We start from the raw sequence: 17,257 nt of genomic DNA on the forward strand, positions 1-17,257 counted from the left end.
CTTATGTCCCAGCCTCTTTCGATTAAACTTCGTCATAGATTGGTTCAGCGTTTTGTAATTTATCTACTTTTTCTTCAAATCCTGTTTTTGCATTTACAAAGATTCGATACGTATCGTCATTAATTGTACCAAGAAATTCGTAACACAATACTTCTTCCTGTAAGTCGTTTTCAATAATGGCTAAGCGATCTTCCATCACTTTAAGGTTTGGATTTAATTTTGATTTAGCTTCTTCTTTTGTAATCGTTGGTTCAGGAATGTCCCGTGTACGATGTCGTAATAAAAACTCTTTTGCTGAGAAGCCAGCTACCGTTCCATCATCCAACGCCATTTTCATCTTTACAGCATCGGGATAAATACGCACTCCACTTTCAGTTTCTTCAACAAATGTAAAGACACCAAGATTATCGTACTGAGCGCTTTCAGACATTACAAGGCTTTCAAAGCGATGATCTTTTAAAAATTTATTGGCTTTTTCCATTGCTTCGTTTAGGCTAATATTTTGTTTTTTGACGTCTCTGTTTTCTAATACCCAAATCGGATATCCACCTTTTTTCGTAATATCCATATAAATCTCTTTCTTTGTTGAAGGGTCTTTAATTGTTAAGCTGTAAAAAGGATAATTAGCCCCCTTACCACTTTCCGCAATGTGCATTTCTTCTTTTCCTTTTAAATCTAAAAACGATCGTGCTACTTCTTTGGCAACTCTTTCATCTACTTCACGACCTTTAAGCTGGCCAAATGCTTTTTTCTCGTCTTCGTTTGATGTATTTGTAATACCTAAGTCTGATTCAGCATAGGAATCCATGCTCTTTTCGACAGTTTTCAAGCCATCAATAATGGTATTGTCACCCTGCTTTTCTTTTGTTGCTAAAGCTAGCTCTACATCCATCCATCTTAAATTATTGTCAATAACCAAATGCTGAACTGTACGCATTTCGTTCTGAATTTCAGATGACTTCTCATACAGAGCGTTCAATGTCTTATACTCTTTATCTGTAAGCGGTGATTTACTGAGATCTCTAACAGCTACCTCGTATGCAAAATCGCCAATATCGGATAAGAACTCTTCCGTTTTATTAAAAGGTAACAGCGCTAATGGCAATTGTCCTACATTGCTATGCGCTTCTGAAGTTAAACGCCATACTTCCGCAAGCGCTGGCGATAATTGATCTCGAGAACTCATCGCTAATGTCCCGCCGATTTTATCATTTAATAAATCAAGCTCGTACGATAAATCATGAAACGCTCGTTGATACGTATTTTCGGCTTGTAATAAAACAGCATCTTTTTCTTGATGCTCTGTATACCCCCAATATCCGACTCCTACCACACCAACTGCTAAAATTGTAATTAAAATTGTTCGAATCATTATTATCACCTCTCTTAATTACAGAAAATGTGTTTACCGATTTGTTTAATTTGCGGTCGTGACCAAATCCATGCGCTAGTTGCTGTATCTGGATTAAAGTAATACATTGCATTACCAGTTGGATCCCAGCCGTTAATTGCGTCCAATACAGCTTTTTTTGCCGTTTCATCTGGTTCTAGCCAAATTTGTCCGTCTGCTACAGCAGTAAAGGCTCTCGGTTCAAAGATAACGCCTGCTACTGTGTTTGGAAATGTTGGACTGTTAACTCGGTTTAAAATAACAGCTGCTACCGCTACCTGTCCGTTATACGGCTCGCCTCGCGCTTCTCCATATACAGCATTAGCCATTAGCTGTATATCATTTTGTGAAAATCCATTTGGAACATTTAAAGCTGTTGGCTTTTGCGCTTTTTCTTGCTGTTGTTCACTGCCTCCATTAGTAGCAGCTTTGTTAGTTTGATTTTGTTGAGGAGTAGCTTGATTATTATTTCTACCTTCTGATTGCTGCTGTCCTCGTGACTGTTGTCCTGTCGGCTGTTGTTGCTGACTTTTGGATTGTGATTTTGCATTTTTTTGTACATTGTTCTGACTAGACTTTGCTGAAGAACCTTTTTGTTTATCAATTGGAACTCCACCGTAATGGGTAAATTTATTTCCTTTTTTCAACTCAGTCTTTACATGATACTCATAGTATTTCGTTACGTCTGCTAACTTTTGTTTGGTTTGCGCTCCGGCTAATCCATCAACCTTTTTTATACCAAACTCATACTGGAAATTTCGAAGTGCCCAGTACGTACTCCATCCAAAAACACCGTCAATTTTCCCATTATAAAAGCCGATGTACTGTAAGCGAGACTGCAATTCAATAACGTCTTCCCCTACTGCACCCTGTTGAATGACTTGATTGGTAAATGCTGATGAAGATTGGGGATTAATCATTGTTATTGCTAATAAAGAACATACGCAAGCTGAACAAATATACTTTGTAATTCGTCCCATTAAAAACATTCCATAACCTCCTACATCGTATGTAAGTGATAAGATGATAAGAGTATTTTTTGTAAAGGATGTTTTTTTATACAGGCTAGGAGAAATTTGCTCAAATAAAAAAAAAAAAAAGTAGCTTTCTTATGAAGAAGCTACGTCTTTTTATTAGGCAATAAACACTTTTTTCGCTTGCTTTACTTTGCGTAATCCCAACCACCATAAATAAATCATAAATGGAATAATAATAAAAATCCAATTATCCATGGTGATAATAATATAATCATAAATACCATGTAATAAAAATGGTGTACCGATTGAATAGAGCGTCCATTTTATTTTTTCATTTCCTTTTGAAAATTTTGCTTTTCCTAAGTAATAACCCATAATAACTCCAAATAAGGCATGGCTAGAAACCGGTAGAATCGCTCGACCAATTGCTGATTCTAAACCGTTAGCAAACAAGTAAAAAATATTCTCAACAGTAGCAAATCCTAACGAAACAGAAACACCGTATACAATGCCATCATAATGCTCATCAAACTCAATGTGTTGATATACTGTAAAAAATAAAATAAACCATTTAAAAAATTCTTCCAAGAAACTAGTGGAAACGAACGCTTCTACAAAAGGGGAATGAAGTAAATTTTCTTCTTGAAGCACATATTGGATAAACATAATCGGCAACACAAGCATCGCGCCAAAAATGAAAGTTTTTAAGACCATTGAAATGGGTTCAGTTTCATACTCATCTTTTAAATAAAAAAAGCTCAGTAAAGCTAGTCCAGGCGCAATACCTGCAGATAAAATCGCCAACATAAAGCAGCGCCTCTTTTCATCTGTTTTTTTCCATCGTATCATGTTATTGTTAGAAAGAAAATCATTTATCTACTACCTAATTGAAAGTAGCAAAGACTTTTAACAATTTGATAACGAAAGGATGTCATTATGAAAACTCTTTATATCATTCACACTGGTGGAACTATTTCAATGAAAGAAGATGCTCAAACTGGATCAGTAAAACCTGATGATCATAATCCTTTGCAACACTCAACACCTTTCATCGCTAGCTTAGCAAATGTAATTGTTGAAGAAGCGTTTCATTTACCTTCGCCCCATATTACACCAAAAGAAATGCTTACGTTAGCAAAAAAAATTCAGCAAAAGATTGAGACCGATCAAATTGATGGCGTCGTGATTACACATGGTACTGACACGCTTGAAGAAACTGCTTACTTCCTGGACTTAACAACTAAAACAGATATTCCAATTGTATTAACAGGTGCCATGCGCTCTAGCAATGAAATTGGATCAGACGGGCCTTATAATTTTATTTCTGCAGTTCGCGTTGCTTCAAGTGATGCAGCTAAAGGAAAAGGCGTTCTCGTTGTCATGAACGATGAAATTCACACAGCTAAGAATGTGACTAAAACACATACAAGCAATGTAGCTACCTTTCAAAGCCCTCAATACGGACCAATTGGTATTGTGACAAAGCAAGAAATATCTTTTCATCATATGCCAACAGAGCACGAATTTTACCCTGTAGATAACATTGACAAGCAGGTCGTTTTACTGAAGGCTTATGCGGGTATGGATGAACAACTTTTTCAATCACTGGCATCTTTCCATATTGATGGCTTGATTATTGAAGCTCTTGGTCAAGGAAACTTACCTCCACGCACCTTACAGGGTTTACAGCAACTATTGGATAAAAACATTCCAATTGTATTGGTATCTCGTTGCTTTAATGGGATTGCACAAGATGTATATGGATACGAAGGTGGAGGAAAACATTTAAAAGAATTAGGCATGATCTTCTCAAATGGACTAAACGGCCAAAAAGCCCGAATTAAACTGTTAGTTGCTCTTCAAAGCTCTTCAAACCAAGAAGAAATCCAAGAGATCTTTCATAATTAATAAAAAGACAACCATAAAGGCACAATACCTTTATGTTTGTCTACTTGCTAAATATTCAGCAATTTGCCTTCCATGAAAACGCCCATTTTCAATAAAAATTTCATTTGCATTATTTCCTGCTGCAATTACTCCCGCAATAAAAATACCTTGCACATTCGTTTCCATTGTATCAGGGTCAAACAGCGGACGACCTGATTCAAAATCAATCTCAATGCCCATTTTCTCTAAGAATGAATGATCTGGATGGTAACCGGTCATCGCAAAGACAAAATCGTTTGGAATTGTAATTTCTTCTTTTCCATTTGAATACGTTACCGTATGCTCATCAATACGAGTTACAACTGCATCAAAAATCATTTCGATGGTGCCGTTTCGAACCAAGGCTTCAAACTCTGGTAAAATCCAAGGTTTTACGCTCTTTGAATACTCTGATCCTCGGTAAATTACCGTCACGCGAGCGTCCGCCTTTACTAGTTCCAATGCTGCATCCACACTAGAGTTTTTTCCGCCAATGACAACCACATCTTGATTAAAGTATGGATGCCCCTCTTTAAAATAATGATGGACTTTCGGTAGATTTTCACCAGGAACGCTCATATAGTTTGGTGAATCATAATAGCCAGTTGCAACAATAACATGCTCTGCTTCGTATTCACCCTTTGAGGTGGTGACAACAAACTGTCCTTGGTTGTTCTTGTGTACATGTGTTACAAGTTCAAATGAGTGAATTCGTAGATTTTTGCGTTTGACTACTTCACGATAATACGCAAGAGCTTGATTTCGCACAGGTTTTCTGTTTTCTGTAATAAACGGAACATTTCCAATCTCTAACTTCTCACTCGAACTAAAAAACGTTTGATGGGTAGGGTAATTATAAATAGCATTTACAATATTCCCCTTCTCAATTATAAGAGCATTGATGCCGACCGCCTGCAATTCCAAAGCTGCAGAAAGTCCACAGGGTCCCCCTCCGATAATAATTGCTGTTTCTTTTTTCAAACTGCTCACTCCTTTACTTCCAACGAACTTTAGCGTTATACCAAGCTCTTTTCCAACTCCATTCTTTCCTACTAACTAAATTAATTATCTTTACGCACAAAAAAATCTCCTATCTTATGATAGGAGATTTTCTATAAATACGCAAATCTTTCTACTTATTAAATCCAGCCTCTAAAACGTGATGCTTCCGCCATTTTGCGCACGCCTACCATATAAGCAGCCAAGCGCATATCTACCTTACGCGTTGTCGACGTTTCGTAAATAGTATTGAATGATTTAACCATTACTTTTTCTAGCTTTTCTTCTACTTCTTCTTCTGTCCAATAATACCCTTGGTTGTTTTGAACCCATTCAAAGTAAGAAACCGTAACGCCTCCAGCACTAGCTAATACATCAGGCACAAGCAAGATGCCACGCTCAGACAGAATACGGGTTGCTTCTAACGTAGTTGGGCCATTTGCTGCTTCCACAACAATACTTGCTCGAATCTTATCAGCATTTTCTTCTGTAATTTGGTTTTCAATTGCTGCTGGAACAAGAATATCACAATCCAGCTCTAATAATTCTTTGTTACTAATTGTTGTATTAAATAACTTTGTTACCGTACCAAAACTATCTCGTCGATCTAATAGATAGTCAATATCTAAACCGTTCTCGTCATGCAAAGCACCATATGCATCTGAAATACCGATAATTTTAGCACCTGCATCATGCATAAATTTCGCTAAAAAGCTTCCAGCATTTCCAAACCCTTGCACCACGACTCTTGCACCTTTTAAATCAATTCCACGTTTTTTAGCCGCTTCTCTTATACAGATTGTAACCCCTTTAGCTGTTGCTGTTTCACGTCCGTGAGAACCTCCTAATACAAGCGGTTTACCTGTGATAAAACCTGGTGAATTAAATTCATCAATTCGACTATATTCATCCATCATCCAGGCCATAATTTGCGAATTCGTAAATACGTCTGGTGCTGGGATATCTTTTGTTGGACCTACAACTTGACTAATTGCTCTTACATATCCACGACTTAACTTTTCTAATTCTCCAAATGACATATTACGAGGGTCACACACAATTCCGCCTTTCCCCCCGCCATAAGGTAAATCTACAATTCCACATTTCAAGCTCATCCAAATAGAAAGAGCTTTTACTTCTTTTTCGGTTACGTTTGGATGAAAGCGAATTCCACCTTTTGTGGGGCCAACAGCATCGTTATGCTGAGCGCGATAACCTGTAAAGATTTTAACCGAACCATCATCCATTTTGACAGGAATTTTCACTGTCATCATGCGAAGCGGTTCTTTTAACAATTCATATACTTCCTCAGGATAGCCCAATTTCTCCAACGCCTTATGTATGACCGTTTGAGTGGATTTTAACACATCATTTTTCTGTTCTTGTCGATTGCTTTTGCTCTCTTGCATTTTGTCGGCTACCATCTGTAAACCTCCTAAAGTGGATCAAAAAATTAGTAATTCATTAATTTGGTGCATCTTTCATGACATAGTATACACCCTTACTTTTGCTATGCAAAGGGAAATATGAAAGTTTTATGATATTTTGTAGGACAAAACGAAAACGCTTCCAATTAATTGTGTAATCCTCATAATTTTTAGCATTTCTTATAGAATTGCGTGGGATGAATCCAAAAAAAACTCCCTTTATTGCCGTAGGTTTACGTAACACCCACAGCAACAAAAGGAGCTGTTACATTTGAATGTACCTTAGCTCTAAGTTTATGAAAAAGTATCTGCAATGTACGAAAGAGCTTGATTATGAATTAACTGCTTTCCATACTCCTGTACCCGATGTTTCGTAATTGTAGAGGGACTTCCATATTCCGCTAACAACGCTATAATATTCCCGATCTCTTTCATCGTCAGTTTTTCTTCTCCTACTAATACATAAAACCGATTTTCAAACGAATAGAGAATAGTTTCAATATCATAATATTGATTAATTCGTTTTGCCAATTGAATAACGTCTTCAAACGTTTGAAATTCAAAGAATAAATCGTGACTTTCATCCAACATCACTTGCATCTCGATAAATTCTTCGTACATATCTTCATGTTCATCAATAATTTCCATTTCATCTTGACTATCTTGTTTCGTCACAAACACGACCATCCCCTGAGCTTGAAGGGAAAAAATCTCTACTGAAAGCGAGCTTGTCGGTTCAAAATTTAATTCTTTGGACGCCTGCTCAATCATTTCACGAAACAGCTGTTTAACCTTAAATGTATCAGTCCACAAATCTTCTTTTGTGAGCCCTCGCTCTTTTAAATCATCGTACGTGACAAAGACTTTTAACTTATTATAATTTAAACGCTCAAGTCTCATTTGCGTCCCTCCCCGCTTGCACTCATAACCACATGGTTTGATAATGCAGTATATGTACCTTCTAGAAAACGGTTCGTGATGTTTACTTACGAGTTTACAGGTTTACACAGTTAAAAACAAGCCTATTGATTATGATGTTCGGCTAATTTTTCAGTTAACCATTCATTCCATTCGTTTTTTGAATTACCTAATAAAAACGAAGAAACTCTTTCCTTATCCTTCCCGTCTAACATTTCAAAAACAAAGCCACCAAGACCAATTTTTAAATGTGGAAACTCTCCTTGCACATCACATGCCAAATCAACGGTTTTCTTAGCATTCTCCATCATTGTACAGGACATAAAGAAGAAGGTTGGATTCACTTCTTTTAAAATGAGATAAATATCTCTTTCTTCAATGCTGCTCCCTAAGTAAATAACTTCAAACCCTTTTCTTCTCAAGAACAATGTAAAAACAAGCAGCCCTACTTCATGCGTTTCATTTGGACCGCACACCGCGATGGCTTTTGGTAATAAACCACTTGAAGGAAGAGAATAAAATAACATGCTGATTCTTGTTTTCAGTAACTGCGTAGCATAGTGTTCATGGGCGCTTGTAATCTTACCTTTTTCCCACATATCTCCTACTGTAACTAATAAAGAACCTAGTATATCAATTACTACTTGCTCCACGGAATATAAGCTAAAAGCATGATTGATTAGTTCTTGTGCTTTACTTTCTTCAAAAGATAATAAATGATGTAAAATTTGATCTTTTAAACGTTGAGGTGTTTCCACTTCACTTTGGTCAGCAGTTTGGTGAATGTTTGCGCTCTCTGTTTCTAACAATGAGACAGCTTGACTAATAGTAAAGCCGTTGCTCACTTTATCTGTTAACCACTTTAATTTTTTAAAATCTGCCTCTGTATACAAACGATGACCCGACTCGTTTCGCACAGGGTTAAATATTTTATAACGACGCTCCCATGCACGCAACGTTCCGGGTTGGATTCCGACCATGTTTGAGATGGCTTTAATATTATACTTTCCTTCTTGTGAAGCCATATGTAACCTCCAACGACTCTTCGTGAACTATAACGTATTACTTGCATTATAGGATAAGTTACACGTTGTGTAAAATCTATATATGCTATGTTCAAAAGACGCTTAAAGTTAGTTTGCTCTAGTAATTGTTAGAACATGCGCCTTGGCTTTGGCTTCCAAACGAAGAGGTAAAGAAGTAGTTCCATACCCATTGCTCACAAAGTAAACTATATCTTTATGCGTTTTAAGTCCCCCTAATTCATAAGGGCCAAACCCAAGCAAACGGATTTGTCCACCATGAGTGTGACCGCTAAGCATTAAGTCAACACGCTGTTTTTCCACTTCAAAGACTGCATCTGGATTATGGCTAAGCAACAGTGTGAAATGTTGTTGATTTACACCGTTATAAGCTTGATTAATGTTTAAGTGCCCTTCTGACAAGTCATCAACTCCTACAATATTGTAAGAAACCCCTTCCTTCTCGATACAAATTGCTTCGTTTTTTAAAGCTACTACCTCATGCTTTTTGAAAAGAGCAGCTAGACTCTGTTGATTAATTTCATAGTCGTTATTTCCCCATACAAAGTAAATAGAACCTAGCTGTCTTAACTGCTTGATATTCGCTTCAATCTGTTGTGGCGAGACACCTTTTTCCGCTAGGTCTCCTCCAATAACAACAAAATCAATATGTCCCTTTACTTGTTCAATTAAGGATTTTGTAACCGTACGTTTATGTATATCTGAAATAAAGAAAATACGCAGTGACTGCCATTCCTTTGGAACACCCTTCACTTCAATATGTTCTTGTTCGACAACTGTACGCTGTGCCTCTTTGGCCATGTAAGTAAGTAAAACAATAGCAGCCACTACTAACACACCGATAATTCCTACAATCATAATCATGCTCACTCCTTTTTTATTTACTTTGTGAAGTAGCACCTATACCGTAAATGAATGAGACCAACATAACTGGTAATAGTACATAATATTCAAATGAAATAAACGCTACGCAACCCACTAAAGAAAGCAATGCTACAAGAAATTCCACTCTGTGCAACCTTGTTCCTTGTATCCAGCGGTACACATTTTCAATTAACACCTGCACCCAAATAGCTTGACACGTACAGCTAATTAAAAAGAGCAAAACCGTTGCAAACAGATTCTCTGGATTTTCCAGAAAAAATACAATGGTATCTAGCGAAGCTCCTTCTCGTTCAAATACAGAGGTTGTAATGAAATAATAACTACATACCCACCCTATTACAAATAATAACCACTTTCTCATAATACAAGCCTCCCCTAACTACAACTTGTATGTGAGAAGAGGCTATTGCATGTATTGAATGCTTATTTATTTTCATGATACAAATTAATATCGTAGGTTTGTTTCATTGCCGCATACAAATCTTTTCGACTTTCCCACTGTGCTGGAGTTGACCAAATGTCCTTGCTTTTTTGAATAATTTCACACCGCAAATCATTAAATTCTTTTTCCACCTTATCGCATTGCTTTTGCATTTGTATCATCCTAAAATAGGTAGAAAAAATGATGATAAGCAAGAGAAGATGCTTACTATCACCGAGAAAAAATTGAATAAAGTCACTAAAAGCTATCAGGTTTAAGCGCGAAGTAAATACAAATAAATAACTTATCCCAAACAGCAAGCATACAAAAAATACCCACTTCCATTTATTCATTGATTTTTGAGTAGCCGATAACTTTTCTTTTTTATTTATAACGCTTTCTAATATATATTGAGTAGGTTCATCAACATGATAGCGAGACAGCTCTTTCACTTTCTTCAACTCCCCTTTATAAGGCTAGTACAACAGTATGAAGAAAGGTGAATGTTTATGTTTAAAATTTCAACAATGGTCTTTCTAGTGAACGTCTTGTTTGAGCAATCTCGCTAGTTCGGCTTGCCATCCTAAAAATGTAGATTCTGTACGCTCATGTTCGGATTGCTTAAATTCATCTAAATCAATGCTGCAAAGATCACAACAATTGTGCCTCTCTGAAATGCCCTCTTCTTCAAAATATCTCATTAAGGCTTTTCTTCTACATTCTTTTGTATGGATAAACCCTTTCATTGCATGGTATTTTTTCTGCTTAGCGTTTAGGCGTTTATTTACAATCTCCACCAGTTCTCCATATAGAGATTCCGTAACCTGTTCTGGATAAATTATTCCATCATGAATCGCACCAATGTTTTCTAAATAGTGGCGAATAAAACGCCAATGCGTCTCATAAACACCAATTGTAAATAAAAAGTGGGCTTCAACTTCTCGAACTCCAACTGGACTGGAGCTTGAACGAATTTGTGTCAAACAATATAAAAGCGTATCTGGAGAAGGAAGCTCTAAGTCTAACAAAGCCTGTGCAGACCCATCATCTTCTTCACTATATAATAAAATTGCTAAGCTCGGTAAGCCATCACGGCCTCCTCTTCCAATTTCCTGAACATAGGATTCAAGCTGCGTAGGCGTTTGAAAATGCAGGACAAAACGAACGTTCGATTTGTTAACTCCCATTCCAAAAGCACTTGTACAGCAGATGAAGTCGAGCTGATTTTCAAGAAATTGTCGCTGAATGAGCATGCGATCGTTAGCTTCCATTCCTCCATGGTAATATTGGACTTTTTCGACACCATTTTCTTTTAAGTAGTGCGTTAACGACTCCGTTAACGCTCGGCTAGAGCAATAAATAATACCTGGTTTTTGAATTTTCGTTACGTATTCCAGTAGCTTTTTCTTTTTTTCTTCAAGACCATGCACATGCTCTACGCTGATAGCAATATTTGAACGATTCATTGAATATAAATGCTCGTTGACTTGATCAAGGTGTAGATAAGTTTTAATATCACTGAGCACTTCACTCGTTGCTGTACCTGTTAGCGCTAAGCAAGTCGGTTTCCCTAGGTTTTCCCATACCATGCCTAAGTTTAAATAATCTAACCGAAAGTCATGGCCCCATTGCGAAATACAGTGTGCTTCATCTACAACGAACATACCAATATTTGCTTGTTTGAGAGCCTGAACTACATACGGATTCTGTAAGATTTCAGGAGAAGCATAAATGAAACGATAGCTATTTAAGGAACGAAGCGCCTGCCGCTTTTCATCTTCACGTAAAAAACTGTTAAGAGCAATAACTCGTTTTTCTCCCTTGGCTTTGAGCTGCTGAACCTGATCTTCCATTAAGGAAAGCAACGGGGACACGATAAGGATTGGCCGCTTTAAAAAATAGCCAGGGAGCTGGTAACAAAGTGACTTTCCTGTTCCCGTAGGCAAGACGGCCAAAACATGATTGTTATTTAATAAGTCCGTTATAATTTCTTTTTGACCGTTCCGAAAAGTAGAAAAGCCGAATTCCTTTTGAAGTACCTGTTCTAACTGCATCGTCTTACTCCTTTCTTAATTCGTTACGCACTTAGCCAATACAAGACGAATTTGAAAATAAGTAAGGTGATCACTAACCCTTTTTTTGATTTCTTTTAGCTGATTGGTATTTAACGCTTCAAAAGCATTCATAATTTCCTTTTGATCCTCCACTTTTACATAATCATCAATAGTAAAATTAGGAAGAAACAGTGCCAATTCAGCAATATGATCTTCAATTGTGCTCTCTTTTAACCGTCTAATTCGAGCTACTTCTTTTAATGATTTTCCTTTTTGTAACCACTCGTACGTTTTAACTGTTGAAGCCGTTAGTGGCACAGTCATATGTACGTCCTGTATAAATTGTTGAAGAACTGGAAATTCACTTCGACATTTGCTAATTTGCTCAATGATTTGATGAACGACGCTGATCATTAATAAATGAACGTAGTGTTCGTTCATCTTATAATATTCAGCAAGCTGACTTTTGGTTAAACCAATTCGCTTATATCCACTCAGATGTTGAACAAACACATCAGCGTTTTGAGAAGAACATTTCGTTAAAATACATTTTAATTCATTAAACAAGCGTTTGGCCAACTCTTCTCTTGAATACGACTGAGAAAATAAATAAGCTTTCACCCATTGAATGGTCTCAGGATCTTGGGTGATTGGCAAAAATCCCTTTTGAAAATACTGTAGATTAGAGATTGTTTGAATGAACAAGGTCAGTCTCGATAAAAATAATTGTGTGCTACTTGCAAATTGCCAACCGCTAAGCTTAGCTGGCAGAGGCCATTCACGTAATTGTTGGTGAAGTGCCTCTTCACCCTTGCTTGTTAGCATATATTTTTGATGGTCCACTTCTTTAATGAATTGATGAGAAGTAAGCTCTTTTACGTATAGAGAAAATGTTTCTTTTTTCAAGTAACTAAATGATTGAAATAAAAAAGACAAGCCAAAGATTTTACCGTCTTGAATTGTTTGCGCTGATTTTTTCCCAGTTACTATATGATAAATCCCGTAAACTGTTCGTTCACCTTTTAGTTGTTGCATACTATATAGCATAACGGTTTGAATATAGTTCACAATCGTCAACTTCCTTTCTCTTTTCATTTTACCAAAACTTTAACAGAAAGCACCTTTTTGTCATTGCACGTATTGAGATGAACGAAAAAAGTGGCACTATAAGTCATGACAAACCCTTGTCTGATAAGCATTATCAATGACTTTTCTATTGAAAAGTTTTAAAAATCGTCTTACAATGGGTAAAGAGAAATTTCACGCTTATGTTGAAAAGAGATTATATAACACGAAATTTTCGAACACTTTACAGGAGGTCTTGTTATGCCAAAATATACAATTGTTGACAAAGATACATGTATTGCATGTGGAGCATGTGGAGCAGCAGCGCCAGATATTTACGATTACGATGATGAAGGAATTGCATTCGTAACATTAGATGATAACCAAGGGATTGTGGAAGTTCCTGACGAATTAGAAGATGATATGATGGATGCATTTGAAGGTTGCCCAACAGATTCAATCCGCGTAGCAGATGAGAAGTTTGACGGCGACTCTAACAAATTTGAATAAAAAACAATAAAAGACCTGTACATCCACGTACAGGTCTTTTTTCTATTTAAACAGCGACTCGCTTTGTAATCCAATATTTCATTTTATTAAATAAAACAACGAAAATTAAGCCAGTAATAATTCCTTTAATCATGTTAAATGGCAGAATGCCCGTTACGACTAGCTGACGTGTTTCCTCACTTGACAGCGCCGGTGACTGTAAGAAAAGCGTATATGCAGGTAAGAACACATAGTAATTTAAAAACGCCATTCCAACTGACATCACTACTGTTCCAACTACTAAACCTGTTGTAATACCTTTTGTATTTTTAAATTTATGAAACATAAGAGAAACCGGTAAGATAAACAATAGCCCTGCTACAAAATTTGCTAATTGGCCTACAGGGACGCCTGTTGCACTTCCTTGAATGAGATAATGCAGCAAATTTTTAATTCCTTCGACAATAAGACCTGCTACAGGACCAAAGATTAATGCAGCAAGCAGCGCCGGTACCTCACTAAAATCAATTTTTAAAAACGGTGGTATACCTGGTATTGGGAAGTTAAGCATCATTAATACATAAGACAAACCGCTTAGCATCCCTAGAATAACAAGCTTTTGTGTTTTCTTGCTATGTTCCATTTTCCTCTCTCCTTCTTGCGATCCATTCTTCCAAGAAGAAAGGTTCATTGCACATGCACTCCATAAAAAAACCTCAACAAATTTGTTGAGGGAAAATGCAGGCACATTCAATAAACGTTCAACACATTTGTTTTTGAACGTTTGAACCTCCACCTTCTCCCATCCAGACTTTACTGTCGGCTTTGGAATCACACCAAATCCTGCTCCACATTTAAAGAGCTCGCGGGCTTAAAACAATTTGTTTATCACCGCCGGTCGGGAATTACACCCTGCCCCGAAGATAGATCAATATTTAATGATGTTCACATTATATGATACCTTGAATTAAAAGTAAATCATTTGATACAAAAAATACTGCAATTCCGATTTCTTTCAGTCATTATTTTTTCATGATGAAAAAACAGCGCAATAACGAAAGATTGTCAGGTATTCTTTCACCGTACTTTCTTACATATAAAACTCCAAAAAGTACGTATTAAAAATATTTTCACAAAAACAAAACCGCTAAAATACCAAGTTTTTCACTAAAAATCCGAATATTAAGTAACAAATTAAAAATGAAAACGTTACCAATTGTGAACTTTTCTACAATCCAATTGACAGAATTTTTTTAACGTGATAAATTATCAGATATTTGAGTTGTGAAAGGGAGATGTTAATACATGTATGAAGTGTTAGTAGCTGATTCAATTAGCAATGAAGGTCTTGCTCCATTATTAGAAGCATCAAATGTTAATTTAACAAGAAAAAAAGTAACGGAAGTTGAAGATTTATTGCATACATACGATGCACTGCTTGTTCGAAGCGCAACGACTGTGACAGAAGACTTGTTAGACAAAATGAAGAATTTAAAGATTGTTGCTCGTGCAGGTGTAGGTGTCGATAACATTGATATTGAAGCATCAACTAAACGAGGCGTTGTTGTCATTAATGCCCCAAATGGAAACACTATTTCTACAGCTGAGCATACTTTTGCCATGATGGCTAGCTTAGTTCGCCATATCCCTCAAGGGAACATTTCCGTTAAGTCTCGCGAATGGAACCGATCAGCTTTTGTTGGTACGGAACTCAATCGCAAGCATTTGGGAATTGTTGGTTTTGGTCGTATCGGCTCTGAACTTGCAAAACGTGCGAAAGCCTTTAACATGACGGTACATGTATATGATCCATTTTTAACAACATCTCGTGCAGAAAAACTAGGAGTTGACCTCTTATCGTTAGATGATTTATTAGCAGTAGCTGATATTATTACTGTTCATACGCCATTAACGAAAGATACAAAAGGTTTATTGAATCGCGAGACGTTAGCCAAAACAAAGAAAGGCGTTTACTTACTAAATTGTGCACGAGGCGGTATTATTGATGAAGAAGCACTTGCACACTATTTAGAGATTGGTCACGTTCAAGGCGCTGCAATTGACGTATTTGAAGTAGAACCACCTACTGATAATCCACTTTTAAACTTTGACCAAGTTATTACAACACCACATTTAGGTGCTTCAACAAAAGAAGCGCAGTTAAATGTAGCAGAAGATGTTGCCTATGACGTGCTACGCTTCTTAGAAGGCAACCCAGTAAGTTCGTCAATTAACTTACCGACGCTTTCAAAAGACGTATTTGAAAAAATCCAGCCGTTTACTAGCTTAACGAAACAGCTTGGTGCCGTTCTATCACAATGCATGAAAGAACCTGTTCAAGATATTTCTGTTACGTACGCAGGAACAGTAGCAGACTTAGAAACAACCTATATTACACGAAGCTTGTTATCTGGATTTTTAACTCATCGTATTGACCGTTCAGTCAACGAAGTAAACGCGTCAATGATTGCCAAAGAAAGAGGCATTACGTTTGGTGAGAAGATTTCTGATAACACTCAAGGCTATGCTAACATTATTGAAGTTGTTGTAAAAGGAGAGTCTCGCACATTCTCTATTACTGGTACGTATATTAAAGATTATGGTCCTCGCGTTATTAACATTGATTCATTCGACATTGATTTTTATCCAGAAGGACATTTATTATATATCCGACACACAGACCAACCAGGTGTTATTGGAAATGTTGGTAAAGCGCTTGGTGACTTAGATATCAACATTGCAACAATGCAGGTAGGACGTAAACAAAAAGGCGGAGAAGCCATTATGATGCTTACGTTCGACCGTCTTATTGAAGACGCAACGATTGAATCATTAAAGCAAGCAAGTGAAATTGTTACAATTCAACGTATTGAACTATAAAATAAAAACAAGAAAGGTCTAGGCCTTTCTTGTTTTTATTTTGTTATCTTTAGATGTTGACCTGGATAAATATCGCTGGTCGTCATATGATTCCTTCCTTTTAAATCGTCTACATTCATTTCATATTTTTGTGCGATTTTAGATAACGTGTCTCCTCTTTTTACAACGTACCCTTCATTCAACTGTCTAAATACAGCAGTCTCTAAATCTTCCCTTACGTAGGCTGATAATTTCCCTTGATCAAGCTTTGCAATCGGGTTAATAGCATTCGTTTTATTAATATTCCATGTTCCCTTATGAACCTCAAAATGCAAATGAGCACCCGATGATCGCCCTGTGTTACCTACTTGTCCAATTGCCTGACGAATAGAAACTCTTTCACCTTCTGTAACATCTCGACTATTCAAGTGTGCATACACCGTTTCATATCCGTTATCTTGCTTAATAAACACAACTTGTCCATATGTATCAGAGTAATAAGACTTTGTAACTCTTCCACTATATACTGCATACACCTGTGTCCCCACAGGCGCTGCAATATCAATACCAAAATGCTTTGCGTTACGAGAGCCAAACACATCTGTAAGCGTTCCTTCTTCAGTCGGCCAGTTCCACTGTGTAGAAGCTTCTGCTTTAGCCATTGTTCCTCCAACAAACAATAGCCCTATACACATCCCCATAATGACTACTACTAATATTCGCCTTACAATATCAAGCATACATGTCCTCCTATGTACTAAGCGTTTCTTGACACATAAATATACTATATGCAGTTTCAAAAAT

General features: G+C 36.9%; 17 protein-coding genes and 1 riboswitch. Of the genes, 3 read left to right on the top strand and 14 right to left on the bottom strand.

The window, feature by feature from the left end; translation table 11 throughout:
- Positions 1-22: 22 nt before the first annotated feature.
- The 3 genes from ypeB to prsW form a co-directional block, all read right to left on the bottom strand.
- Positions 23-1,372: a germination protein YpeB gene (ypeB, locus tag BFL01S_RS01660; protein WP_061784711.1), complete on the bottom strand. Its 1,350-nt coding sequence runs from the start codon at positions 1,370-1,372 to the stop codon at positions 23-25.
- Between the two features lie 14 nt (positions 1,373-1,386).
- Positions 1,387-2,379 (bottom strand): spore cortex-lytic enzyme, encoded by a 993-nt coding sequence (sleB, locus tag BFL01S_RS01665; protein ID WP_061784712.1) that lies wholly within the window; start codon positions 2,377-2,379, stop codon positions 1,387-1,389.
- A 144-nt stretch (positions 2,380-2,523) separates the two neighbouring features.
- The gene (gene prsW, locus BFL01S_RS01670; RefSeq protein WP_025908365.1) at positions 2,524-3,174 is read right to left on the bottom strand and encodes a glutamic-type intramembrane protease PrsW; all 651 of its coding nucleotides are present in this window, start codon (positions 3,172-3,174) and stop codon (positions 2,524-2,526) included.
- Positions 3,175-3,303: 129 nt separating this feature from the next.
- Here prsW and BFL01S_RS01675 point away from each other — a divergent pair, with 129 nt between their 5' ends.
- On the top strand, positions 3,304-4,275 hold the full coding sequence (locus BFL01S_RS01675; RefSeq protein WP_061784713.1) for an asparaginase: 972 nt from the start codon (positions 3,304-3,306) through the stop codon (positions 4,273-4,275).
- Positions 4,276-4,305: 30 nt separating this feature from the next.
- Here BFL01S_RS01675 and BFL01S_RS01680 read toward each other — a convergent pair whose 3' ends face one another.
- The 9 genes from BFL01S_RS01680 to BFL01S_RS01720 all read right to left on the bottom strand — a co-directional run bounded on the left by BFL01S_RS01680 (position 4,306) and on the right by BFL01S_RS01720 (position 13,135).
- Complete coding sequence (locus BFL01S_RS01680; RefSeq protein ID WP_061784714.1) at positions 4,306-5,274, bottom strand: YpdA family putative bacillithiol disulfide reductase; 969 nt, start codon at positions 5,272-5,274, stop codon at positions 4,306-4,308.
- A gap of 158 nt (positions 5,275-5,432) precedes the next feature.
- Positions 5,433-6,701 (bottom strand): Glu/Leu/Phe/Val family dehydrogenase, encoded by a 1,269-nt coding sequence (locus BFL01S_RS01685; protein ID WP_174521170.1) that lies wholly within the window; start codon positions 6,699-6,701, stop codon positions 5,433-5,435.
- Positions 6,702-7,013: 312 nt separating this feature from the next.
- The gene (locus BFL01S_RS01690; RefSeq protein WP_061784716.1) at positions 7,014-7,619 is read right to left on the bottom strand and encodes a genetic competence negative regulator; all 606 of its coding nucleotides are present in this window, start codon (positions 7,617-7,619) and stop codon (positions 7,014-7,016) included.
- Between the two features lie 122 nt (positions 7,620-7,741).
- A complete protein-coding gene (locus BFL01S_RS01695) occupies positions 7,742-8,662 on the bottom strand; it encodes a MerR family transcriptional regulator (RefSeq protein WP_061784717.1) in 921 nt (306 codons plus the stop codon).
- A 108-nt stretch (positions 8,663-8,770) separates the two neighbouring features.
- Entirely contained in the window at positions 8,771-9,544 is a 774-nt protein-coding gene (locus BFL01S_RS01700) for a metallophosphoesterase (RefSeq protein WP_076512190.1), read from the bottom strand.
- A gap of 13 nt (positions 9,545-9,557) precedes the next feature.
- Entirely contained in the window at positions 9,558-9,926 is a 369-nt protein-coding gene (locus tag BFL01S_RS01705; RefSeq protein WP_061784718.1) for a hypothetical protein, read from the bottom strand.
- 62 nt (positions 9,927-9,988) lie between these two features.
- On the bottom strand, positions 9,989-10,438 hold the full coding sequence (locus BFL01S_RS01710; RefSeq protein WP_025908357.1) for a DUF2663 family protein: 450 nt from the start codon (positions 10,436-10,438) through the stop codon (positions 9,989-9,991).
- 84 nt (positions 10,439-10,522) lie between these two features.
- A complete protein-coding gene (locus BFL01S_RS01715; RefSeq protein WP_061784719.1) occupies positions 10,523-12,040 on the bottom strand; it encodes a RecQ family ATP-dependent DNA helicase in 1,518 nt (505 codons plus the stop codon).
- Between the two features lie 15 nt (positions 12,041-12,055).
- Positions 12,056-13,135, bottom strand: coding sequence for a YpbB family protein (locus BFL01S_RS01720; protein WP_235859192.1), 1,080 nt, complete (start codon positions 13,133-13,135; stop codon positions 12,056-12,058).
- A gap of 231 nt (positions 13,136-13,366) precedes the next feature.
- On the opposite strand from BFL01S_RS01720, the gene BFL01S_RS01725 reads away from it, so the two are divergent.
- Positions 13,367-13,615: a ferredoxin gene (locus BFL01S_RS01725; RefSeq protein ID WP_061784720.1), complete on the top strand. Its 249-nt coding sequence runs from the start codon at positions 13,367-13,369 to the stop codon at positions 13,613-13,615.
- A 46-nt stretch (positions 13,616-13,661) separates the two neighbouring features.
- On the opposite strand, the gene BFL01S_RS01730 is transcribed toward BFL01S_RS01725, so the two are convergent.
- Complete coding sequence (locus BFL01S_RS01730; RefSeq protein ID WP_025908353.1) at positions 13,662-14,237, bottom strand: ECF transporter S component; 576 nt, start codon at positions 14,235-14,237, stop codon at positions 13,662-13,664.
- Between the two features lie 147 nt (positions 14,238-14,384).
- A riboswitch (FMN riboswitch) is annotated at positions 14,385-14,523 on the bottom strand.
- Positions 14,524-14,899: 376 nt separating this feature from the next.
- On the opposite strand from BFL01S_RS01730, the gene serA reads away from it, so the two are divergent.
- Complete coding sequence (gene serA, locus BFL01S_RS01735) at positions 14,900-16,474, top strand: phosphoglycerate dehydrogenase (protein ID WP_061784721.1); 1,575 nt, start codon at positions 14,900-14,902, stop codon at positions 16,472-16,474.
- Between the two features lie 35 nt (positions 16,475-16,509).
- Here the strand turns inward: serA and BFL01S_RS01740 are convergent, their stop codons facing one another.
- Complete coding sequence (locus tag BFL01S_RS01740) at positions 16,510-17,193, bottom strand: peptidoglycan DD-metalloendopeptidase family protein (protein ID WP_025908351.1); 684 nt, start codon at positions 17,191-17,193, stop codon at positions 16,510-16,512.
- Between the last annotated feature and the right edge of the window lie 64 nt (positions 17,194-17,257).

It is taken from the genome of Priestia flexa NBRC 15715, assembly GCF_001591565.1.
Lineage (GTDB): Bacteria > Bacillota > Bacilli > Bacillales > Bacillaceae_H > Priestia > Priestia flexa.

What these genes read in the sequence shown, in the direction of transcription:
- BFL01S_RS01740 (WP_025908351.1), bottom strand. Translation starts at nt 17,193, where the DNA reads ATGCTTGATATTGTAAGGCGAATATTAGTAGTAGTCATTATGGGGATG.
- BFL01S_RS01730 (WP_025908353.1), bottom strand. Translation starts at nt 14,237, where the DNA reads ATGGAACATAGCAAGAAAACACAAAAGCTTGTTATTCTAGGGATGCTA.
- serA (WP_061784721.1), top strand. Translation starts at nt 14,900, where the DNA reads ATGTATGAAGTGTTAGTAGCTGATTCAATTAGCAATGAAGGTCTTGCT.
- BFL01S_RS01715 (WP_061784719.1), bottom strand. Translation starts at nt 12,040, where the DNA reads ATGCAGTTAGAACAGGTACTTCAAAAGGAATTCGGCTTTTCTACTTTT.
- ypeB (WP_061784711.1), bottom strand. Translation starts at nt 1,372, where the DNA reads ATGATTCGAACAATTTTAATTACAATTTTAGCAGTTGGTGTGGTAGGA.
- BFL01S_RS01700 (WP_076512190.1), bottom strand. Translation starts at nt 9,544, where the DNA reads ATGATTATGATTGTAGGAATTATCGGTGTGTTAGTAGTGGCTGCTATT.
- BFL01S_RS01690 (WP_061784716.1), bottom strand. Translation starts at nt 7,619, where the DNA reads ATGAGACTTGAGCGTTTAAATTATAATAAGTTAAAAGTCTTTGTCACG.
- BFL01S_RS01720 (WP_235859192.1), bottom strand. Translation starts at nt 13,135, where the DNA reads ATGAAAAGAGAAAGGAAGTTGACGATTGTGAACTATATTCAAACCGTT.
- BFL01S_RS01705 (WP_061784718.1), bottom strand. Translation starts at nt 9,926, where the DNA reads ATGAGAAAGTGGTTATTATTTGTAATAGGGTGGGTATGTAGTTATTAT.
- BFL01S_RS01695 (WP_061784717.1), bottom strand. Translation starts at nt 8,662, where the DNA reads ATGGCTTCACAAGAAGGAAAGTATAATATTAAAGCCATCTCAAACATG.
- BFL01S_RS01685 (WP_174521170.1), bottom strand. Translation starts at nt 6,701, where the DNA reads ATGCAAGAGAGCAAAAGCAATCGACAAGAACAGAAAAATGATGTGTTA.
- sleB (WP_061784712.1), bottom strand. Translation starts at nt 2,379, where the DNA reads ATGTTTTTAATGGGACGAATTACAAAGTATATTTGTTCAGCTTGCGTA.
- BFL01S_RS01725 (WP_061784720.1), top strand. Translation starts at nt 13,367, where the DNA reads ATGCCAAAATATACAATTGTTGACAAAGATACATGTATTGCATGTGGA.
- prsW (WP_025908365.1), bottom strand. Translation starts at nt 3,174, where the DNA reads ATGTTGGCGATTTTATCTGCAGGTATTGCGCCTGGACTAGCTTTACTG.
- BFL01S_RS01675 (WP_061784713.1), top strand. Translation starts at nt 3,304, where the DNA reads ATGAAAACTCTTTATATCATTCACACTGGTGGAACTATTTCAATGAAA.